The sequence below is a fragment of the Streptomyces sp. ID05-39B genome, from assembly GCF_033794725.1.
GTDB classification, from domain to species: domain Bacteria; phylum Actinomycetota; class Actinomycetes; order Streptomycetales; family Streptomycetaceae; genus Streptomyces; species Streptomyces bobili.
Genome location: NZ_JARGEF010000080.1, coordinates 1 through 21,970 on the forward strand (window position 1 = coordinate 1; position 21,970 = coordinate 21,970).

General features: G+C 71.2%; 15 protein-coding genes. 3 read left to right on the plus strand and 12 right to left on the minus strand.

All coding sequences use genetic code 11. The annotated features are described in order from the left end of the window. The first annotated feature begins 222 nt into the window (after window positions 1–222). Window positions 223–756 (plus strand): TerD family protein, encoded by a 534-nt coding sequence (locus P1P75_RS19055; protein ID WP_319256827.1) that lies wholly within the window; start codon window positions 223–225, stop codon window positions 754–756. Between the two features lie 70 nt (window positions 757–826). Here P1P75_RS19055 and P1P75_RS19060 read toward each other — a convergent pair whose 3' ends face one another. The 4 genes from P1P75_RS19060 to nrdR all read right to left on the minus strand — a co-directional run bounded on the left by P1P75_RS19060 (window position 827) and on the right by nrdR (window position 5,780). Continuing rightward, complete coding sequence (locus tag P1P75_RS19060; protein WP_319256829.1) at window positions 827–1,276, minus strand: hypothetical protein; 450 nt, start codon at window positions 1,274–1,276, stop codon at window positions 827–829. After that, window positions 1,273–1,956, minus strand: a complete 684-nt coding sequence (locus tag P1P75_RS19065) for a hypothetical protein (RefSeq protein WP_319256831.1) — start codon at window positions 1,954–1,956, stop codon at window positions 1,273–1,275. The genes P1P75_RS19060 and P1P75_RS19065 overlap by 4 nt, the downstream gene beginning before the upstream one ends. Window positions 1,957–2,136: 180 nt before the next feature. Next, entirely contained in the window at window positions 2,137–5,031 is a 2,895-nt protein-coding gene (locus P1P75_RS19070) for a vitamin B12-dependent ribonucleotide reductase (protein ID WP_319256833.1), read from the minus strand. Between the two features lie 164 nt (window positions 5,032–5,195). Further along, a complete protein-coding gene (nrdR, locus tag P1P75_RS19075; RefSeq protein WP_319256835.1) occupies window positions 5,196–5,780 on the minus strand; it encodes a transcriptional regulator NrdR in 585 nt (194 codons plus the stop codon). A gap of 639 nt (window positions 5,781–6,419) precedes the next feature. On the opposite strand from nrdR, the gene lexA reads away from it, so the two are divergent. Further along, window positions 6,420–7,199 carry a transcriptional repressor LexA gene (lexA, locus tag P1P75_RS19080; RefSeq protein WP_073491631.1) on the plus strand — a complete coding sequence of 260 codons (780 nt, stop codon included), beginning with the start codon at window positions 6,420–6,422 and terminating at the stop codon, window positions 7,197–7,199. Window positions 7,200–7,361: 162 nt separating this feature from the next. Here the strand turns inward: lexA and P1P75_RS19085 are convergent, their stop codons facing one another. The 4 genes from P1P75_RS19085 to P1P75_RS19100 form a co-directional block, all read right to left on the minus strand. Then, on the minus strand, window positions 7,362–9,350 hold the full coding sequence (locus tag P1P75_RS19085) for an ATP-dependent DNA helicase (protein ID WP_319256837.1): 1,989 nt from the start codon (window positions 9,348–9,350) through the stop codon (window positions 7,362–7,364). A gap of 183 nt (window positions 9,351–9,533) precedes the next feature. Then, window positions 9,534–10,229 carry a GNAT family N-acetyltransferase gene (locus P1P75_RS19090; protein ID WP_319256839.1) on the minus strand — a complete coding sequence of 232 codons (696 nt, stop codon included), beginning with the start codon at window positions 10,227–10,229 and terminating at the stop codon, window positions 9,534–9,536. 31 nt (window positions 10,230–10,260) lie between these two features. Next, window positions 10,261–12,120 (minus strand): IucA/IucC family protein, encoded by a 1,860-nt coding sequence (locus P1P75_RS19095; RefSeq protein ID WP_319256866.1) that lies wholly within the window; start codon window positions 12,118–12,120, stop codon window positions 10,261–10,263. A gap of 11 nt (window positions 12,121–12,131) precedes the next feature. Then, window positions 12,132–13,460: a diaminobutyrate--2-oxoglutarate transaminase family protein gene (locus P1P75_RS19100; protein WP_319256868.1), complete on the minus strand. Its 1,329-nt coding sequence runs from the start codon at window positions 13,458–13,460 to the stop codon at window positions 12,132–12,134. 561 nt (window positions 13,461–14,021) lie between these two features. On the opposite strand from P1P75_RS19100, the gene P1P75_RS19105 reads away from it, so the two are divergent. Further along, a complete protein-coding gene (locus P1P75_RS19105; RefSeq protein WP_319256841.1) occupies window positions 14,022–15,251 on the plus strand; it encodes a hypothetical protein in 1,230 nt (409 codons plus the stop codon). Window positions 15,252–15,322: 71 nt separating this feature from the next. Here P1P75_RS19105 and hflX read toward each other — a convergent pair whose 3' ends face one another. The 4 genes from hflX to dapF all read right to left on the minus strand — a co-directional run bounded on the left by hflX (window position 15,323) and on the right by dapF (window position 21,912). Then, the gene (gene hflX / locus P1P75_RS19110; protein ID WP_319256842.1) at window positions 15,323–16,807 is read right to left on the minus strand and encodes a GTPase HflX; all 1,485 of its coding nucleotides are present in this window, start codon (window positions 16,805–16,807) and stop codon (window positions 15,323–15,325) included. 134 nt (window positions 16,808–16,941) lie between these two features. After that, window positions 16,942–18,465 (minus strand): M1 family metallopeptidase, encoded by a 1,524-nt coding sequence (locus P1P75_RS19115; protein ID WP_319256844.1) that lies wholly within the window; start codon window positions 18,463–18,465, stop codon window positions 16,942–16,944. A gap of 124 nt (window positions 18,466–18,589) precedes the next feature. Beyond that, window positions 18,590–20,743, minus strand: a complete 2,154-nt coding sequence (locus P1P75_RS19120) for an HD domain-containing protein (protein ID WP_319256846.1) — start codon at window positions 20,741–20,743, stop codon at window positions 18,590–18,592. A 299-nt stretch (window positions 20,744–21,042) separates the two neighbouring features. Further along, a complete protein-coding gene (gene dapF / locus P1P75_RS19125; RefSeq protein ID WP_319256848.1) occupies window positions 21,043–21,912 on the minus strand; it encodes a diaminopimelate epimerase in 870 nt (289 codons plus the stop codon). Between the last annotated feature and the right edge of the window lie 58 nt (window positions 21,913–21,970).

The window sequence follows — 21,970 nt, forward strand, 5'->3', positions numbered from 1 at the left end:
CACTTCCGCTGCCCCCGCTCGAAACCGCGGCGGTCCACCACGGTGCAGCGAATCCACTTGACCAGCACCGCGCCATGGTAAGGCCAGCGGACGTGGCGTCGGTCACTCTTGGAAGCCCGGCAGCCCTGCGGGCTGCCACGCGCGCGTGGCAGGATGGACAACCGGCCCTGATGAGCGGCCAGTTCGGCACGACAGCTGACGGGGACGGGGAGGGAAAGACCGGTGAACGGCCTCAGCAAGGGGATCCGCAAGGTCGAGATGGCTCTGAGGTGGGACCCGAGTCCGGCGGGTGAGCCACCCACCGACCTGGACATAGTGGCCGGGACCTACCTGGCGGACGACCCGCGGGGCGAGCCCGCCTATGTGGTGCACTTCGACAGTCGCTCCCCCGACGGCACCATCACGCTCAACCGGGACAGCACGGACGGCAAGGGCTTCGGCTGGGACGAGGTCATGACGATCGAGCTCGACCGGCTGGACGCCCGGTACGCGCGCGTGGTGGTCGGCGTCGTCATCCAGCAGCGCCCCGCCGAGCGGACCTTCGTCAGCGTGAGCAATCCGGCCTTCCGGATCCGTGAGGGCTACACCGTGCTGGCCGAGGACGACTTCGGCGGGGTGCTCGGTGCGACGGCGGCCACGGTCGCGGAGTTCGTGCGCGACCCGGCCGACGGCTGGTCGCTCCACGACGGCGTACAGGGCTACGAGGACGACCCGGCGACGTTCACCAGGATCATGGGCCGGCTGCGCCGGTCATGAGCCACGGGTGAGACTCGGACGCCGCTGGTGGAGCCGGATTTCAACTCCACCAGCGGCGTCCAGGCTCGGCCTACGTCTGCGCAAAGGCCCGCAGCCGGAGAATCCCCGCCACCTTCGCCGCCACCCACGTCATCCGTTGGTCCCCGTCCACGAGGCCCCTGCGGGCCACCCCGCACCACTCCGTGCGGTCGATGAGGTCGAGGTAGGACGCACGGGCCTCGTCCCAGCGCTCCTTGATGCCAGGGACCTCGTCAATGCCAGGGACGTCATCGGTAGGCAGAGGGGCCTCCAGGGTGAGGTGGTGGGCGACTGACGCCACGGCGAAGCAGCGCTCCACCGTCGGACCCAGACGCCGTAGATGCCGTAGATGTGCTTCCATGAGGGCGACCGCGTGCGGATGGCGGCGGAGCGAGGTGCCCATGCCCTCGCGGTACGTCATCACGTGCAGGATCCGCCCGGTCCGGTCGACCATTTCGGCGTTCGCCCCGGATTCGGCGACGGCCTCGTGCAGCACCGTCACCCGCGCGACGGTGTCGGCGACGTAGCTGTTGAGGAAGTCGCCGTCGAAGGCCCGGCGCAGCAGCCAGGGCCGGACGCCGCGTGGTCGTCGACATGTCGGCACAATGCGTCCATCGCATGGGCCCGGCCCCAGGCCGTCACGTGTTCCGCCAGCCAGATCAGCGCGTCCACTCCGCCCGGCAGACGGTCGAGGGCGCGCACAGCGAGGGCCCCGAAGCCGTTGGACAGCAGGCCGACGGTCTGGATCCTGGGGATGTCGTCCGATGTGGCGGCCTCGGCGAGCACGGCCAGGCCGGCGGCCACGGCGTCGGCGTCGGTTCCGTGCCGGACGAGCCATCTGCCTGTTTCCCGGGACCTTGTCCCCGGCGCTCTCCGGACCGCCTCGGCGACCCGCTCGTTGTGACGGTAGGGCACAGGGACGGACCGGAGGCGGCGGGCCAGTTCGAGCGGGGTCGCGCTCGGGTCCGCGAAGTACTCGTCGAGGACGCGAGCCGCCTCGAGTCCGTCGAGCGTGCCGTCCGGCGGGTGCCTCTGCCCCCGCCGACGTCTCGCCGCCGCGTCCGGATACGGCTCGCCGCTCCGCGGAAGGGGGTCGTGCGGTGCGAGTCGGTGCAGTCGCAGCGCGTGCTCGTACAGGGGGCTCGGATTCGCCGGCGGCCGGTTCCCGGCCCTTGCGCTCACCGGCGGGAGGACGACTCGATTCTGTTGATCATGTTCCCGAAGCGTCCCACTCGAACATTCTCTGGACAAGCCTGCCGCAAAGGGGAGCCCGCCTCACCGACACCAGAGGGCGGTGGCGCCGGAAACCGGCGCCACCGCCCTCTGCCAGGTCAATCACCCCTGGCCGGTGCTACAGGGGGATCAGCTGCAACCGCTGGTCGAGCCGCAGCCCTCGCAGATGTAGCAGGAACCGGCGCGCTGCATCTTCGTGCCGCAGGAGAAGCACAGCGGAGCGTCGGCCTGGATGCCCAGCTGCATCTCCACCAGCTCGGCGCTGGTGTGGGCCTGCATCGGGGCGGGCTTGGCCGCCTCGACCTCGGCCTTCGGCGTGGCGACGGCCTTCAGGTCCGTCGGGCGCGGCGCCGACTGGGCCAGACCCTCGACGTCGACGTCGTCGTCGGACGGCTCGTACGAACCGGTCTCCAGGTGACGCTGACGCTCCTCGGCGGAGTGGATGCCGAGCGCGGAGCGCGTCTCGAAGGGCAGGAAGTCGAGCGCCAGGCGGCGGAAGATGTAGTCGACGATCGACTGCGCCATCCGCACGTCCGGGTCGTCCGTCATACCGGCCGGCTCGAAGCGCATGTTGGTGAACTTCGAGACGTACGTCTCCAGCGGCACCCCGTACTGGAGGCCGACGGAGACCGCGATGGAGAAGGCGTCCATCATGCCCGCGAGGGTCGAGCCCTGCTTGGACATCTTCAGGAAGACCTCGCCGAGACCGTCGTCCGGGTAGGAGTTGGCGGTCATGTAGCCCTCGGCGCCACCGACGGTGAACGACGTCGTGATCCCGGGACGGCCCTTGGGCAGACGCTTGCGGACCGGGCGGTACTCGACCACCTTCTCGACCGCGGTGCGGATCGTGTCCTCGGCCTTCTCGGTGACCTCGGCCTTCTCCTTCTCCTTGGTCTTCGCGGAGAGGGGCTGACCGACCTTGCAGTTGTCGCGGTAGATCGCGAGCGCCTTGACGCCGAGCTTCCAGGCCTCGAAGTAGATCTCCTCGACCTCCTCGACGGTCGCCGTCTCCGGCATGTTGACCGTCTTGGAGATGGCGCCGGAGATCCACGGCTGGATCGCGGCCATCATGCGGACGTGGCCCATCGGGGAGATGGCACGCTCACCCATGGCGCAGTCGAACACCTCGTAGTGCTCCTGCTTGAGACCGGGGGCGTCGATCACATTGCCGTGGTCGGCGATGTGGGCGACGATCGCCTCGATCTGCTCCTCCTGGTAGCCCATGCGGCGCAGGGCCTGCGGGACGGTGCCGTTGACGATCTGCATCGAGCCGCCGCCGACGAGCTTCTTGAACTTGACCAGGGCGAGGTCGGGCTCGACGCCGGTGGTGTCGCAGGACATCGCCAGACCGATGGTGCCGGTCGGGGCGAGCACCGAGGCCTGGGAGTTACGGAAACCGTTCTTCGCGCCGAGGCGCAGAACGTCCTGCCAGGCCTCCGTGGCGGCGGCCCAGACGGGGCTGTCCAGGTCGTCGATGCCGACGGCCTTCTGGTTGGCGTCGGAGTGCTGCTTCATGACGCGGTTGTGGGCGTCGGCGTTGCGGGCGTAGCCGTCGTACGGACCGACGACGTCGGCCAACTCGGAGGAACGGCGGTAGGCCGTGCCCGTCATCAGGGAGGTGATGGCGCCGGCCAGCGAGCGGCCGCCGTCCGAGTCGTACGCGTGGCCGGTCGCCATCAGCAGGGCGCCGAGGTTGGCGTAGCCGATGCCGAGCTGGCGGAACGCGCGCGTGTTCTCGCCGATCTTCTGGGTCGGGAAGTCCGCGAAGCAGATGGAGATGTCCATCGCGGTGATGACCAACTCGACGACCTTCTGGAAACGGTCGGCCTCGAAGGACTGGTGCCCCTTGCCGTCGTCCTTGAGGAACTTCATCAGGTTCAGCGAGGCGAGGTTGCAGGACGTGTTGTCCAGGTGCATGTACTCGCTGCACGGGTTCGACGCGGTGATCCGGCCGGACTCGGGGCAGGTGTGCCAGGTGTTGATGGTGTCGTCGTACTGGATGCCCGGGTCGGCGCAGGCCCAGGCGGCTTCGGCGATCTTGCGGAAGAGCGACTTGGCGTCGACCTCCTCGATCACGTCACCGGTCATCCGCGCGCGCAGGCCGAACTTGCCGCCCTGCTCGACGGCCGTCATGAACTCGTCGTTCACGCGGACCGAGTTGTTGGCGTTCTGGTACTGGACGGACGCGATGTCGTCGCCGCCCAGGTCCATGTCGTAGCCCGCGTCGCGCAGGACGCGGATCTTCTCCTCCTCCTTGACCTTGGTCTCGATGAAGTCCTCGATGTCGGGGTGATCGACGTCGAGGACGACCATCTTCGCGGCGCGGCGGGTGGCACCACCGGACTTGATGGTTCCGGCGGAGGCGTCGGCGCCGCGCATGAAGGAGACCGGGCCGGAGGCGTTGCCGCCGGAGGAGAGCAGCTCCTTGGAGGAGCGGATGCGGGAGAGGTTCAGGCCGGCACCGGAGCCGCCCTTGAAGATCATGCCCTCTTCCTTGTACCAGTCGAGGATCGACTCCATGGAGTCGTCGACGGCCAGGATGAAGCAGGCGGAGACCTGCTGGGGCTGCGGGGTGCCCACGTTGAACCAGACGGGGCTGTTGAAGCTGAAGATCTGGTGCAGGAGGGCGTACGCCAGCTCGTGCTCGAAGATCTCGGCGTCGGCGGGCGACGGGAAGTACTTGTGGTCCTCGCCGGCCTTCCGGTACGTCTTCACGATGCGGTCGATCAGCTGCCTGAGGCTGACCTCGCGCTGCGGGGTGCCGACGGCGCCCCGGAAGTACTTGCTGGTGACGATGTTGACCGCGTTCACCGACCAGAAGTCGGGGAACTCGACGCCACGCTGCTCGAAGTTGACCGAGCCGTCGCGCCAGTTGGTCATGACGACGTCACGGCGCTCCCAGGCCACCTCGTCATACGGGTGCACGCCGGGGGTCGTGTGGATGCGCTCGATACGCAGGCCCTTGGTCGCCTTGGCGCCCTTGGCGCGGGAACCCCGTGCCGGACCGCTCGCCGTCTCTGTCATGCCGCCTCCCTGTACGGGCGAAAACGCCCTGAAATGCCACGTTGTTCCTGTGACACGGTGTTCTGTCTTGTGCTGCGGGCACCACGCGCTACGCCCGCAACAGGTCTTGGTCCGCCACCTGCCCGGCCGGACCCGGAGCTGCCGTTCCGGTTCCGGCCCGCCGGTCAGTCGGCGGAGTGGGCGGGCTCGGGAACCTGCACGGTTCCTCCGCGCCCGCCGTCGTCTTCCCGGTTCCCCGCGACGGCGCCTTCGGTGCCCTCGGCGCCGTCAGCCCTCTCGCGGTCTTCGTCGTCCGCGGCGGGGTGTCCCGTCTCCCTGAGTTCCGCGATGGCGGCCTCGAAGTCGTCTAGCGAGTCGAACGCCCGGTAGACGGAGGCGAATCGCAGATAGGCGACGAGGTCCAGCTCCTGCAGCGGGCCGAGTATGGCCAGTCCCACGTCGTGGGTGGTCAGCTCGGCGCTCCCGGTGGCCCGCACCGCTTCCTCGACCCGCTGGCCGAGCTGCGCGAGCGCGTCCTCGGTGACAGGCCGTCCCTGGCATGCCTTGCGGACGCCGTTGATGACCTTGGTGCGACTGAAAGGCTCGGTGACCCCGGACCGCTTGACCACCATGAGCGAGCACGTCTCCACGGTCGTGAAACGACGGGAGCAGTCAGGGCACTGGCGGCGCCTGCGGATCGACGTGCCGTCGTCGGTCGTACGACTGTCGACGACGCGGCTGTCGGGGTGCCTGCAGAAGGGGCAGTGCATGATCCATCCCTCCTCACAGCAGACTCAATGGCCTCGCCGGCCCTCAGGGGCCCCTCGAAGCAGCCCTCAGCATAGGCGATCCCGGAGGGTGCGAAGTCCCGGGGGACCACAACTTGTGGGCTGCTGTTGATATCCAACCACTAGATGTGGTGCTTGGCTCATTCACCCAGGCTGTGTCGCGTGTCGCATCGACAGCCTTCACGCGGCGCGGCCCGCCGGTCACAGCGAGCACTCGAAAGCGACGCCCGCGACCCGTCCCGCGCCGCACGACACACCGGCTCGTACGGCCATGTGGCACGACGCACACCCGCGCGCGTACGGCCATATCGCCGGGCGGCACACAGGGATACGGTGAGCGCCAGGAGGAGGAGAGGTGGGACTCTCGCGCAGAGCCGGGCCCGGCTCCCGGAGCACGGCAGGGCGGATGGCAGACTGGGGTCACACCTCACCGGGCCATCGGCCCCGGCGGCGAAGGGTACGACAAGCAGCCCTTCGGCCCGGCGGGCAACGCGTCAGCCATACACCCAGACACATGATCAAGTCAGGCTATCCACGCTTTTTCACTCGAACGTGTGTTTGGCGCAACCTTTCGAAAGCAACTACCGTTGTCCAGCAGGGAGACAACCGAGAGGGGCCGACGTGACCACCACCGCAGACAGTGCCACCATCACTGCCCAGGACCGCTCCCAGGGCCGACTCGAGCCGGTGCATGCGATGAACGAAACCACGAACCCGGAGGGGCACAAGCGCTCCCTGCCGGGCCGACCTCCAGGCATCCGGGCGGACAGCTCGGGCCTCACCGACCGTCAGCGTCGGGTGATCGAGGTCATCCGGGACTCCGTGCAGCGGCGCGGATACCCGCCATCGATGCGCGAGATCGGCCAGGCCGTCGGCCTGTCCAGCACCTCATCGGTCGCACACCAGCTGATGGCACTGGAGCGCAAGGGCTTCCTGCGCCGCGACCCGCACCGCCCCCGCGCCTACGAGGTGCGCGGATCCGACCAGTCCGCGGCGGTCCAGCCCACGGACACCGCCGGCAAGCCCGCCGCGTCGTACGTCCCGCTGGTCGGCCGCATCGCCGCCGGTGGCCCGATCCTCGCCGAGGAGTCGGTCGAGGACGTCTTCCCGCTCCCCCGGCAGCTCGTCGGCGACGGTGAGCTGTTCGTCCTGAAGGTCGTCGGCGACTCGATGATCGAGGCCGCGATCTGTGACGGCGACTGGGTCACCGTCCGCCGCCAGCCGGTCGCGGAGAACGGCGACATCGTGGCTGCCATGCTGGAGGGCGAGGCCACCGTCAAGCGTTTCAAGCGCGAGGACGGCCATGTCTGGCTTCTCCCGCACAACGCGGCGTACGAGCCGATCCCCGGCGACGACGCGACCATCCTCGGCAAGGTGGTGGCCGTACTGCGCCGCGTCTGAGCGCGGCGGCGGACGGGCCTCCTCGACCGCCCCCTGTCTGGGCCCCGGGATCCCTGCGCCGGTTCCGGGGCCCTGTGCTGTCCCGCAACGGCCCGCCGCACACCGGCCCTGCCGCACACACATAGCGAAGTGGGTGCCCCCCGCGGGGGGGCACCCACTTCGCTATTCCTCCGTCTGCTTCGCCGACGCGTCGATCGCCGACGCGTCGATCGCCGCCAGCGACCGGCGGACCTGGTTCGGGTCCGTCGTGAACCAGAAGTCGGGCATCGACGCCTTCAGATAGCTGCCGTAGCGGGCCGTCGCCAGCCGCTGGTCCAGCACCGCGACGACCCCGCGGTCGCCCGAGGCACGGACGAGCCGGCCCGAGCCCTGGGCCATCAGCAGGGCGGCATGCGTGGCGGCGACCGCCATGAAGCCGTTGCCCCCGGCCTCCTCGACCGCCTTCTGGCGTGCGCTCATCAGCGGGTCGTCCGGTCGAGGGAACGGGATCTTGTCCATGACCACCAGCTGACAGCTGGGCCCTGGCACGTCGACGCCCTGCCAGAGCGACAGCGTGCCGAAGAGGCAGGTCTTCGGGTCCGCCGCGAAGTTCTTGATCAGCTCGCCGAGCGTCTCCTCGCCCTGCAACAGGATCGGGAACTCGGGGATACGGCCGCGCAGCTCCTCCGCGGCCAGCTGTGCGGCACGCATGGAGGAGAAGAGGCCGAGGGTCCGTCCGCCGGCCGCCTGGATCAGCTCGGTCAGTTCGTCCAGCATGTCCGCACGGTCGCCGTCGCGCGCGGGGCGGGCCAGGTGCTTCGCGACGTACAGGATGCCCTGCCTCGGATAGTCGAAGGGGGAGCCGACGTCGATGCCCTTCCACTGCGGGACGTCCTCGCCCTGGGTGCCCTCCGGCGCGAGACCCATGGAGGCACCCACGCCGTTGAAGTCCCCGCCCAGTTTCAGGGTGGCGGAGGCGAGCACGACGGAACGGTCCGTGAACAGCTTCTCCCTCAGCAGGCCCGAGACGGACATGGGGGCGACGCGCAGGGAGGCGCCGAAGCGGTCGTGCCGCTCGTACCAGACGACGTCGTAATCGGAGCCGTTCACGAGGCGCTCCGCCACGTCGTGGACGCTCTCCACCGAGGCCAGCGCCTGCTTGCGGACCGAGTCCTCGTCCTGGACGGACTTGTCGCGGGTGGCGCCGATTGCCGAGATGACCGTGCGGGCGGCGTCGCGCAGTGCCATGAGGGCGTAGCCGAGGTCTTCCGGGATCTCCTCGATGCGGCCCGGCAGGGCCAGCTCCATCAGCCGCTCGAAGCCCTCGGCGGCGGTCTGGAGCTGGTCGGCGGCCTTCTCGTTGACCAGCTTCGCCGCGCGGCGTACGGCCCTGTTGACCTGGCCCGCGGTCAGCTCGCCGGTGGCGACGCCGGTGACCCGCGAGACCAGCTCGTGGGCCTCGTCGACGATCAGCACCTCGTGCGGGGGAAGGACGGGAGCGCCCTCGATGGCGTCGATGGCCAGCAGGGCGTGGTTGGTGACGACGACCTCGGCAAGCTTGGCCCGCTCCCGGGCCATCTCCGCGAAGCATTCGGCGCCGTACGCGCATTTCGTGGCGCCGAGGCACTCGCGCGAGGAGACCGAGATCTGTCCCCAGGCACGGTCGGAGACGCCGGGGGTCAGGTCGTCCCGGTCGCCGTTCTCCGTCTCGTCGGCCCAGTCGCGCAGCCGCAGCAGGTCCTGGCCCAGCTTGCTGGTCGGCGCGGCCGCCTCGAACTGGTCGAAGAGGCCCTCCTCCTCGTCCTGGGGCATCCCCTCGTGCAGCCGGTGCAGGCACAGGTAGTTCGACCGGCCCTTGAGCATCGCGAATTCGGGGCGGCGACGCAGGAGCGGATGCAGCGCGTCGACCGTGCGCGGCAGGTCGCGCTCCACGAGCTGGCGTTGCAGCGCCAGGGTGGCGGTCGCCACGACGACACGCTCCCCGTGCGCGAGCGCGGGCACGAGATAGCCCAGCGACTTACCTGTGCCGGTGCCGGCCTGGACCAGCAGATGGGAGCCGTCGTCGATCGCCTCCGCGACGGCTTCGGCCATGGTCACCTGGCCGGGGCGCTCCGTGCCGCCGACGGCGGTGACGGCAGCATGCAGGAGTTCGGGGAGTGAGGGCTTCGTCATAGCGCGACCACCCTACGGGGCGCCACTGACAATCGTGTGGTCACGGGGGACCGGAGGGACGTGATCAGGACGGCGGGCATTTCGGTGAGTGCCAAGGCCATGCCGGTATCGGCTCGGGAGTGACCGACCGGGACCGGTTGGGACCGGCTGGTGGTCGGGATCACCGGCGGGGCGGGCAGGGGGTCAGAGCAGATCACGCCGAGCCCGGTCCCGAATCATGAGGGCGGCGCGCTTCGCCGGCAGGCCGATCTCCGCGGAGAACCGGAAGCCGGCGGTCAGGAAAGCCGCGACGGAGGGGGTGTTGCGCAGGTCGGGCTCGGCGACGACACGCGCGCAGGCGGGCCGCCGGTCGAGGACGAGATCGGCGACGGCCCTGAGCAGTACGGCGCCGAGCCCCCGGCCCCGGTCGGCCACGGACCCGAGCAGCAGGTGGACGCCCGTGTCGTGCGGCCGGGCCGGGTAGGAGCGGGCCAGTGGATCGAGGTCCGCCCGGTAGATCTCCCAGTAGCTCATCGGGGCGCCCTCCAGGACGCCGAGGCACGGGACGCTGCGGCCGGCTCCGGCGAATTGGCGACGCAGGTGCGCCGCGGTCACGGCCTCGGGACCGGCCAGGCCCCAGAAGGTCGCGACCGTGGGGTCGTTCATCCACCGGGCGATGCGAGGCAGGTCCCGCTCGATCCGGACCGGGCACAGACGGAAGTCACCGGCGGGGGTGGCTGTCGGCCCCCATCCGCCGATGCCGTCGAGCAGGTCTGCGGGGACCACGGACCCCCTCCTGCCCGTGGCTGCCACGGTCCCTGGCTCCGCTTCCCCGGGCGAGGCGAGGAAGCCGGCGGGCAGGCGCAGCTCCAGCGTCTCCTCGGTGTCGGTGGACGGCACGGCTCGGCTCCTCTACAGGGATGCGGCGGGTTCAGCGGTGAAGGGGGTTGGCGATGGTGACGTAGACGGACTGGGTGTCGACCGGGCCGACGAGTTCGTCGAGACCGTGGAGGCGGGTGAGCAGATTCGCCTTGCAGCGCAGGACGGGCGAGTCGAGCAGCCGGGCCGGGAGGGAACTCCGGGTGCGGCCGGGGCCGGTGTGCGAGGCCGCGTCGGTGAGGAAGCGCCGGCAGGCGGCGAGAAGCATGTGCTCGTCGGCGAGGCCCTGGGAGCCGAGGGCACCGACGAGTCCCAGCACGTTGTTGATGCCGAGGTAGTAGGCGAAGCGCTCGTCGGCGACACCGTCCCGGACGAAGGTGTCGCTCGCCCCGCCGACGCCGGGCAGCCGGGAGTCCAGCTCGGCCCGGCGGGACTCGCGGAAGTAGTAGCCCTGATTGTCCCGGTAGCGGCCGCCGCCGGGCCAGCCGTCGGCGTCCAGCAGGACCAGGGTGTTCTGCTGGTGCGCCTCCAGGGCGATGCCCGCCTCGCCGTCGAGCCACAGCACGGGGCGTACGACCTTCTCCAGGTAGCGCAGGAACCACTCGGCGGCCACGGTCTCGCGCGGCCGGCCCGTCGCCGCCGCGAGGCGCGTGACGAGCGCGGCGAGCCGGGAGGTCGCGCTGCCGCCTCCCTCCCTCGGGCTGGGGTCGGGGCGAGGCGTGACGAGTGCGGCGACGCAGGAGACGTCGTCGGCGGGGGCGAACGGGTTGTGCCGGATCATCACGTCCAGGCCGGTCACCGGGTGCCCGTCCGGCCCGTCCACGGCGAGCCAGGCCGGGTCCCGGACGATGTCGAAGCCCGGGTGGGCCGCCCGCCACCGCTCGCCGAGGCCGGTGCGGAGCAGGCGGTGGACGTCGACCCCGCGGTGCAGTTCCTTGCGGAGGTTCTCCCGGCGGGAGTTGGTGATGCGCAGTCCCAGCGAGAGTTTGAGCATCGCCGGTGACCCCGAGCGGTGAACGGTACGCACGGAAGAGGTCGGATGCCACGGAAGGCCGTGGGCGCCGAGGTCCCGGAGCAGGCCGGCGTCGAGCAGGGCCGCGACCTCGGGACGGCGACGGGCCTCGCGCAGCTGCCAGGGGTGCACGGGCAGGGCCGCGTATCCGTCGGGCAACGGCAGCGGGGTGCCGGCGAGCCGGGCCGTGAGCACCTGGGCTGGGACGGGCCGGCCGCGCTCGGTCCAGGCGGAGTCGGTGGCGAGTGCTGCGGGAGCGACAGCCAGCCAGTGCAGGGGGAAGGAGCCGTGCGACTCGGGTGAGTACACGCGGGCTTCGGAGTCGGTGAGACCTTCGCGGCTCTTGGGGGTCGGGTGGAGGGGATGCCCGAGCGTCAGCGCCTGTTCGGCGGAGCGGAAGAGGTCGGTCCGGTCTGCCAAGCGTTCCCGGTGTGCGCTGATGAAGGCGGCTGTGCGGCGGACGGAGTCGGCGACACGGGCGACCAGGTCGACGCCTTCCGCCGCGCCGGCGAGGTCGGTGCTCCCGGCGCGGAGGGCGCCGTCGGGCGGGGCGACGGGCCGGGGCGTCTCGCGGCTCAGCAGGGCCGCGACCATGACCGCGTCCGCGGGCGCTCGGTGCGCGGGGGCGCCGGCCGGGCGAGGCGGGTCGAAGCGGTGCCATCCGGTGGGCGACCAGTAGCGCACGGGGGCGAGGAGCGCGATGCCGGTGGCGGGCAACGGGATGCGCAGGACGCCGTCGTCGGGGGCCGGCAGACCGGTCTCGCGGACCCAGCAGCGCAGCAGGTTCTCCACGGCCGCCGCCTGGGCCGCCTGGTGCGGGTCGGGGTGATGCAGCGGGTCCACGGCGCTGCCCGTCCGCCGGCGGGGGACCCGGGGAACGGACGTAGCGGCCGAGGACAGGGGTGGCGTCTTCAAGGTCGTTCCTTCGCTCGCGCGCGGGCCACGGCCCGCACCGCGTCCGACAGCCGGTCGAGTACCGCCACCGTCTGTTCGTCGGTGATCGTGAGGGGCGGCAGCAGCCGTACCACGCTCGCGTGGCGTCCGCCGAGTCCGACGATCAGGCCGCGGCTCAGGCACTCCCGCTGGACGGCGGCGGCCAGCTCGGGAGAGGCGGGGCGGGTCGCACCGGCGCCGTGCCCGGCCCATTTCTCCTCCGCCTCCCCCTCCGGGGCGACCATCTCCATCCCGATCATCAGGCCACGCCCCCGCACATCGCCGACGCACCGGAACTCCTCGGCCAGGCGGCGCAGTTCGCGCAGGATGCGGTCGCCGAGGGTCGCCGCGCGTGCGGCGAGGCCGTTGGCGCGAACGTGGGCGAGGGTGGCCGTACCGGCGGCCATGGCGAGCTGGTTGCCGTGGAACGTGCCCGCGTGGGCAGCCGGGTCCCCTAGGTCGAGGTCGTCCCGGTAGACGATCAGGGCGAGCGGCAGGCTGCCGCCGATGGCCTTCGACAGGACCATCACATCGGGGGTGACACCGCTGTGCCCGACCGCCCAGAAGGCGCCGGTCCGTCCGACGCCCGTCTGGACCTCGTCGGCGATCAGCGGGATCGACCGCTCGGCCGTGAGCCGGCGCATACGGCGCATCCAGGCGTCCGGCGCGGGGATCACACCGCCCTCGCACTGGACGGGTTCGACGATCATCCCGGCCGCAGGGCACACGCCAGAACTCGGGTCGTCGAGGAGCGACTCGGTCCAGCGGGCGGCGAGTTCCGCGCCGCCCTCGCCGCCGACGCCGAAGGGACAGCGGTAGTCCTGCGGGTACGGCAGGCGGGTCACCCCTGCGTCGGTGGCGCCGTCGGAGACGGCGAGGGAACCCGCGGTCATGCCGTGGCCGGCGCCGGTGAAGGCCAGGACGCCGGGGCGGCCGGTGGCGGACCTGACCAGGGTGAGCGCGGCCTCCACCGCGTCCGTGCCGGCCGGTCCGCAGAACCGCACGCGCGCGTGGTCGGCCAGCCGGGGCGGCAGGGTGTGGAACAGCTCCGTGACGAAGGCGTCCCTGACGGGTGTGGCGAGATCGAGGACCTGCAGCGGGGCACCCGAGTCGAGGACCTTGCGGACGGCCTCCAGGACGACGGGGTGGTTGTGGCCGAGTGCGAGGGCCCCGGCGCCCGAGAGACAGTCGAGGTAGCGGCGGCCGTCGGCCCCCTCGATGGTCAGCCCGCGGGCCCGTACCGGCACGATCGGCAGGGCTCGGGCGTACGTACGAGCCGCCGGCTCGCGTGCCGCCTGCCTGCGCAGGACGTTCTCGTGGTCGAGGCGACCCGGCGGGGGAACCTGGAGAGCGAGGGCTTCCTCGTCGGCAGCCCTCTGATCGACAGCCCTGTGATCTGCGGCTCCCTGATCTGCGGCGCCCTCGTCGGCAGCGCGCCCCGCGGACGTCTCCCCCCGCACTGGTTCCGTCACAGCCACGGTTCCTGTCCTCCCGCTGTCCAGAGGCGAGTCGGTCCGCCGCGGAACCCCCGCCGCCGAATCCGCACCGGTGCGCCGGGCGTTGGGCAGCGGCTCCGCGCCCTCGGGAGATTCGCGCCCTCGGGAGATTCCGCCGGAAGGGCCACGCGCAGGCGGCCGGCCCCACGGCTACCAACCGTTGACGGTCCACGGGGTTACGGGTTGCCTCAAGATCCTTGCCGTGACGGAACCGTTGCTGTTCCGTCGGCAGTCCCCCACAGCGAACGCATATCGTGTGATGCCGTCCCACCCGGCCGTGAGCCCCACCTGAACCAGGCAAGAGAAGGCGCCGAGTTCTCGCGGTGGCGCGGTCACCGCTCCAAGTTCCTTGACACCACGGGGAGTCACACCATGCGATCCATACGGCCGTCGTTCTTCGCTCGACGGGAGAGGAACGCCTCACGCGGAATCTCCCCCGCGCTGGGGGCCGTCGCCCTCGCCTCGGCGCTCGCGCTCACGGCGACCGCCTGCGACTCGGGCGGCGCCGACGCGGACAGCCGGGCCAGCGCCGCCGCGTCGGCCGCGGCCGCGGCCGACGGAAAGATCACTATCCCGGACGACATCAAGGACCGGCTCAAAGAGCACGGGATCGATCTGGACAAGTGGAAGAACGGCGCCTGGAAGAACTGGAACCAGGAGGACTGGCTGCGCGAGGCGCAGGACTACATCAACCCGATCATCGAAGGCCTGTGGGACCCGGACCGGATGCGGGACGCCGAGGACCCGGACCGCGGCGTCGACGAGAGCGACCTCGGCGACGACCAGGGGGTGACCGACCCGGAGCCGGCGGCGGTGGACGCGGCGGCCGTGCCCAGCACATACCACGCCAACGCTCCCGCGGCGGGCAAGGTGCTCTTCGACTCCCCCGAGGGCACCATGGTCTGCTCGGCGACGGTCGTGCAGGACCCGGCCAACCCCGGCAAGTCCAACATGGTGTGGACGGCGGGGCATTGCGTGCACGCGGGCAAGAAGGGCGGCTGGTACCGGAACATCGCCTTCGTGCCGTCGTACAACGACTCGCGCATGTCGGCCGCGAAGCTGGAGACGGCCACCAAGGAAGAGGTGGCGCCGTACGGGGTCTGGTGGGGCGACTGGGCACAGACCTCCGACCAGTGGATCGAGCAGGGCGGCCAGACCGGCGGCGACGGTGCCCCGTACGACTTCGCCGTCATCCATGTGACGCCCGAGAAGGGTGGCTCCGGCAAGTCGCTGGAGGAGGTGGTCGGTTCCGCACTGCCGGTGGACTTCGCGGCCCCCGCCGTGGCCGACGTGAAGAGCATCACGGCCACCGGCTACCCGGCGGCGGCGCCGTACGACGGGCAGACGCTGTACGAGTGCCAGGACAAGCCCGGACGGCTGTCGCTCAACGGCACCGACCCGACGATGTACCGCATCGGCTGCACGATGACCGGCGGTTCGTCGGGCGGCGGCTGGGTGGCCGCGGGTTCGGACGGCAAGCCGGCACTGGTCTCCAACACCTCCATCGGTCCGGTGGACGCCGGCTGGCTCGCGGGACCGCGACTGGGTGAGGTGGCCAAGGGCGTGTACGACTCGGTGAGCAAGAAGTTCGCCGGTCAGTAGACGCTGTTCGCGCAGGAAGGCCCGCCCGCCGCTCGTCGAGCGGCGGGCGGGCCTTCCTGCGTGCGCGTGCGTCAGACGAGCGGCGCGGGAACATACGGCGCGAGATCCGCCGCCAGTTCCTCGTGCACCCTGGCCTTCAGCAGGGTGCCCTCCGCCGTGTGCTCCTCGGAGATCACGTCACCGTCGGCATGGGCGCGCGCCACCAGCTGGCCGTGCGTGTACGGCACGAGCACCTCGACCTCGACGGACGGCCGCGGCAGCTCCGTGTCGATGAGCGCCAGCAGTTCCTCGATGCCCTGGCCGGTGCGGGCCGAGACGGCGATGGAGTGCTTCTCGATCCGCATGAGCCTCTGGAGTGTCAGCGGGTCGGCCGCGTCAGCCTTGTTGATCACGACGATCTCGGGCACGCCGGTGGCGCCGACGTCCCTGATCACCTCGCGGACGGCGGCGAGCTGCTCCTCCGGGGCCGGGTGCGAGCCGTCCACCACGTGCAGGATCAGGTCGGACTCACCGACCTCCTCCATGGTGGAGCGGAACGCCTCGACCAGGTGGTGCGGCAGGTGCCGGACGAAGCCGACGGTGTCCGCCAGCGTGTACAGCCGGCCGCTCGGGGTCTCGGCCCGGCGCACGGTCGGGTCGAGGGTCGCGAACAGGGAGTTCTCGACCAGCACGCCCGCGCCCGTGAGGCGGTTGAGCAGCGAGGACTTTCCGGCGTTGGTGTAGCCCGCGATGGCGACGGAGGGCACCTTGTGGCGCTTGCGCTCCTGGCGCTTGATCTCGCGGCCGGTCTTCATCTCCGCGATCTCCCGGCGCATCTTCGCCATCTTCTCGCGGATCCGGCGCCGGTCCGTCTCGATCTTGGTCTCACCGGGACCACGGGTGGCGAGGCCACCGCCCTTGCCACCGCCCATCTGACGGGACAGTGACTGACCCCAGCCTCGCAGCCTCGGCAGCATGTACTGCATCTGCGCGAGCGCGACCTGCGCCTTGCCCTCTCGGGACTTGGCGTGCTGGGCGAAGATGTCCAGGATCAGGGCCGTACGGTCGATGACCTTGACCTTGACGACGTCTTCGAGGGCGATGAGCTGGCCCGGGCCGAGCTCACCGTCGCAGATGACGGTGTCCGCGCCCGTCTCGAGGACGATGTCGCGCAGTTCCATGGCCTTGCCGGAACCGATGAAGGTGGCCGCGTCGGGCTTGTCGCGGCGCTGGATGACGCCGTCGAGCACGAGAGCGCCCGCGGTCTCCGCGAGGGCGGCCAGCTCCGCGAGGGAGTTCTCCGAGTCCTTCGCGGTCCCCGAGGTCCAGACACCGACGAGCACGACGCGCTCCAGGCGGAGCTGGCGGTACTCGACCTCGGTGACGTCCTCGAGTTCGGTGGAGAGGCCCGCGACGCGACGCAGGGCCGCTCGCTCGGATCGGTCGAACTGGTCGCCGTCCCGCTCTCCGTCGGTGTCGAGGCTCCAGGCGACGTCCTCTTCCATCAGGGCATCGGCCCGAAGACCTTCGGGGTAAGAGCGCTTGTTGTCCTGGGAAGGGGAAGAAGAGGAGGTCATTGGGTCCTTACGTCGTTACGGATGCCGTTTCGGCGGTCATGGTGCACAACGCACGAGTACCGCGGGAGATTCCCGCGTCCCGTGCCCCGCCGACCCTTCGATGGTCGCACGGTACGACCCGTCTCGTCATCGTCTTATTCGGGGGCCTTGACGGCCGGAGCGACCGGCTTCCACTCCGGGTGACCGGGCATCGGCGGGGTCTTCTCGTCGTACAGCCAGTGCTGGAAGAAGCTCCCGAGGTCGCGGCCGGAGACCTGGCCGGCGAGGCGGACGAAGTCGGCGGTGCCGGCGGTGCCGTCGCGGTGGTCGGTCAGCCAGCTGCGTTCCAGCCGGTCGAAGGCCTCCACGCCGATCTCCTCGCGCAGGGCGAAGAGTACGAGGGCGGCGCCGTCGTAGACGTTGGCGCGGAAGATGCCGATCTTCTGGCCGGGCGCGGGCGGCTTCGGGGCGCCGGGCGGACCGCCGGCCGTGCGCCAGCGGTCGGAGGCGCCGTACGCCGCCTTCATGCGTGCCTCCAGTGTGCGGTCGTCCTTCTTCTCCTGCGCGTACAGGGCCTCGTACCAGGTGGCGTGTCCTTCGTTGAGCCACAGGTCGGACCAGGTGCGCGGGCTGACGCTGTTGCCGAACCACTGGTGGGCCAGCTCGTGCACCATGATCGACTCGACGTACCACTTGGGGTAGGCGGGCTCGGTGAACAGGCCTTTCTCGAAGAGCGAGAGGGTCTGTGTCTCGAGTTCGAAGCCGGTGACGGTGTCGGCGACCAGGACGCCGTAGGTCTCGAAGGGGTAGGGGCCGACCTTGCTCTCCATCCAGGCGATCTGGTCGGGGGTCTTGTCCAGCCAGGGTTCGAGGGCCGCGCGGTCCTTGGCGGGGACGACGTCCCGCAGGGGCAGTCCGTGCGGTCCCTCACGGTGCAGGACGGCGGAGCGGCCGATGGAGACCTGGGCGAGTTCGGTGGCCATCGGGTGCAGGGTGCGGTACGTCCACGTCGTCGCGCGGCCCGCCCGGTCGACGTCGGTCGGCAGGCCGTTGGCCACGGCCGTGTATCCGTTGGGCGCGGTGACCCGGACGGTGAACATGGCCTTGTCGGAGGGGTGGTCGTTGCACGGGAACACCAGGTGGGCGGCGTCGGCCTGGTTGGCCATGGCAAGGCCGTCCGCGGTCCGCACCCAGCCGCCGTCCCGGCCCTCGGCGCTCACCGGATCGCTGGTGTGCCGCACGGTGACGCGCATCCAGTCGCCGCGGGGCAGCGGGTCGGCCGGCGTGATCACCAGGTCCTCACCGGCGGCGGCGAAGCCGGCGTCCTCCCCGTCGACCTGGACCGACTGGACGTCGCCGTGGGCGAAGTCGAGGTTGATCCGCTCCAGCGTGTCGGTGGTCCAGCCGTCGATCGTGGTGACCGCCTGGAGCGGCTCGGTGTTGCTTCCGGAGTAGGTGAGGGCGAGGTCGTAGGACGCCACGTCGTAACCGGGGTTGCCGAGGTTCGGGAAGAGGCGGTCGCCGATGCCGAGCGGGATGGGCGGGGCGCCCGCGGCGACGAGGCAGACGGAGACGGCCGAGGCGAACAGGGCGCAGGCGAGGCCGCGGGAGCGGGCCGTACGGGTCCGACTGGTGCCGGATGCGTCCGCGTGGGCCTGGGCGCGGGGGGAGAGCAGCATGCACCACGGCTACCAGCGCGTCCCGCCCGTTCGGCGCCGACGCGCGACCGGCCCACCCGAACGGGTTGCCCACGCGCGCGCGTGCGAGGACGGACGGGGCCGCGATGGGCCTCGAAGCCGTGTCTCACAAGGGCTGTGCCTGATGGTGCGCGCGGCCCACGTCGTACACGCCGGGCACATTGCGCATGGCGCGGATCAAGGTGGGCAGGTGGGCCGCGTCGGGGAGCTGGACGGTGTAGGTGTGGCGTACCCGCTGCTGGCTGGGCGGCTCGACGGTGGCGGAGACGATCTCGGCGCCTTCCAGGGCCATCGCCTCGGTGAGGTCGGCCAGCAGATGGGGGCGGCCGAACGATTCGGCGAACAGGGTCACCCGGCACTCGGTGGTGTCTCCCCAGCGCACGTCGACCGCCGCGCGCCCCGCTTCGGTCATGCGCTCCACGGCGGCGCACTCCAGGCGGTGCACGGTCACCACTCCCCCGCGTACGGCGAAGCCGGTGACCTCGTCGGCCGGTACGGGGGTGCAGCATCCGGCGAGCCGGACTCCGGCGTCGGGCCGGTCCACGACGGTGATCGCGGCGCCCGGCCGGGGTGCGGGGGCGTCGGGCGCGGGTCGGGGCACCGTGGCGTCGGAGGGGGGCTGGGCGGGGCCGGTGTCCATGTCGTGGGTCCCGGCCGGCCGGCCCTCCGTGCCCGGGTGCGCCGCCAGCCACCGTTGGATGGCGATGCGGGCGGCGGGGGTGTGTGCGTGCTCCAGCCACTCCCTGGAGGGCTCGGAGGCGGGGTCCTGGCCCATGAGGAGCTGGACGGTGTCGCCGTCGCGCAGCACGGTGCTCAGCGTCGCCAGGCGGCCGTTGACGCGGGCTCCGAGGCAGGCGTGGGCGTCCTCGCCGTACTGCGCGTAGGCGGCGTCCACGCAGGTGGCGCCGTCCGGCAGGCCGAGGGCGCCGCCGTCGGGACGGAAGACGGTGATCTCGCGGTCCTGCGCGAGGTCCTCACGCAGGGTCGACCAGAACGTGTCCGGGTCGGGGGCGGCCTCCTGCCAGTCGAGGAGGCGGGAGAGCCAGCCGGGACGGGTGGGGTCGACGCGCTCGCCGTCGGGCGTGGTCTGCTCCTCCGGAGGAACGGCGTAGGGATTGCCCAGCGCGACGACTCCGGCCTCGGCCACCTTGTGCATCTGGTGGGTGCGGATGAGGACCTCCGCGACCTGGCCGTCGGCTCGGGCGACGGCCGTGTGCAGGGACTGGTAGAGGTTGAACTTGGGGACGGCGATGAAGTCCTTGAACTCCGAGACCACCGGCGTCATACAGGTGTGCAGTTCGCCGAGGACCGCGTAACAGTCGGCGTCCTCGTTGACCAGGACGAGCAGACGGCCGAAGTCGGAGCCGCGCAGCCGCCCTCGCTTGCGGGCCGTGCGGTGCAGGGAGACGAAGTGGCGCGGCCGGATGAGGACTTCGGCCTGGATGTCGGCGTCGCGCAGCACCGCGCGCATCACGTCGGCGAACTCGGCGAGGGGGTCGTCCGCGCGCGAGGCGTTGTCGACGATCAACTCGCGCGTGTGCGCGTACTCCTCCGGGTGCAGGATGGCGAAGACCATGTCCTCCAGCTCCGTCTTCAGGGCCTGCACTCCGAGGCGTTCGGCGAGCGGGATGAGGACGTCGCGGGTCACCTTGGCGATGCGTTCCTGCTTCTCCGGGCGCATCACGCCGAGGGTGCGCATGTTGTGCAGCCGGTCGGCGAGTTTGATCGACATCACCCGGACGTCGTTGCCGGTGGCGACGAGCATCTTGCGGAAGGTCTCCGGTTCGGCGGCGGCGCCGTAGTCGACCTTCTCCAGCTTCGTGACGCCGTCCACGAGATAGCGCACCTCGGCACCGAACTCGTCACCCACCTGATCGAGCGTCACGTCGGTGTCCTCCACGGTGTCGTGGAGCAGCGAGGCCGTCAACGTGGTGGTCTCGGCGCCGAGTTCGGCCAGGATGAGGGTCACCGCGAGCGGGTGCGTGATGTACGGCTCGCCGCTCTTGCGCATCTGGCCGCGGTGGGAGGACTCCGCGAGCACATAGGCGCGGCGCAGGGGTTCGAGGTCGGCGTCGGGGTGGTGGACGCGGTGGGACTCGACCACGTGGCCGATCGCGTCGGGCAGCCTGCCGCGGGAGGCGGGGCCGAGCAGGGCCGCGCGGCCGAGGCGGCGCAGGTCGATCCGGGGGCGGCTGCGCCTGCGGGGCGCGGCAGGCACTACCGGGCCTGGGGTCGCGGGGTTCGTGGCCTCCGCACTCATGGGCACCTCCGGCTGCGTGGACCGGCGGACGGGGTGCCCCAGGGCGGACACGGCTCAGGGGGCTGGCAACAGTCCCCCGTCCGGGCCGGTGCTTGATGCTACCGAGCCCATCACGCCCGACCGACCGCCTCTCGCCGAGCGTGAAACGGATCACCCATTCGAGCGACGCTCTTGAGGTTTACGGTTTTGCGCCGCCTGAACCGGGGTCGGTCTTGATTTGGAACTCACAGCCCTGGGCCCCGGCGGCACACTGTGCCTGCCGGGACACCGTGGCCTCCGATATCCAGCCGCCCCGCTCGTCAGCGTGCGGCGTTTTCCAGCCACTCGGGATCGATCTCGCCTTCGGCGACGATCACCGCCGGGCCGGTCATCTCGATCTCGCCGCCGGGACGCTCGGTGATCACCAGTCGGCCGCCGGGGACATCCACGGTGTACGTCGCCGGAATTCCGGTGACGGACGGGTCGGCGCCGTCCCGGCGGGCGGCGGCCACGGCGACGGCGCACGCGCCCGTGCCGCAGGAGCGGGTCTCGCCGGATCCGCGCTCGTGCACGCGCATCGCGACGTGCCGCGGGCCCCTGTCGACGACGAACTCGACGTTGACGCCGTCCGGGTAGGCGGAGGCCGGGCTGAAGGGCGGCGGGGAGTACAGGTCGCCCGCGTGCGCCAGGTCGTCGACGAAGGCGACGGCGTGCGGGTTGCCCATGCTCACGTTCCGCGCGGGCCAGCTGCGCTCGCCGACGCTCACCGTGACATCCCCTTCGGGGAGGCGGGCGCTGCCCATGCCGACGGTGATGTCACCGTCCTTGGCGAGGTGGACGCTCTTCACGCCCGCGCGCGTGGCGATCGCCAGGTCGCCCTCGGGGACGAGGCCGGCCTGCCGGAGGTAGCGGGCGAAGACCCGGGAGCCGTTGCCGCACATCTCGGCGATCGAGCCGTCGCCGTTGCGGTAGTCCATGAACCACTCGGCCTCGGCCGCCATGGCCTTCGCCTCGGGGTGCTCGGCGGAGCGCACGATGTGCAACAGGCCGTCACCGCCGATGCCCGCGCGGCGGTCGCACAGGGAGGCGACGGCTGCCGGGGAGAGGTCGATGGCGTTCTCGGGGTCCGGGACGATCACGAAGTCGTTCTCGGTGCCGTGCCCCTTGAGGAAGGCGATCCGCGTGCTCATTCCTCGATCGTACGGGGTGGGTACGACAGTCCCGCCCGGGAGGCGGCGTGGGAGGAGC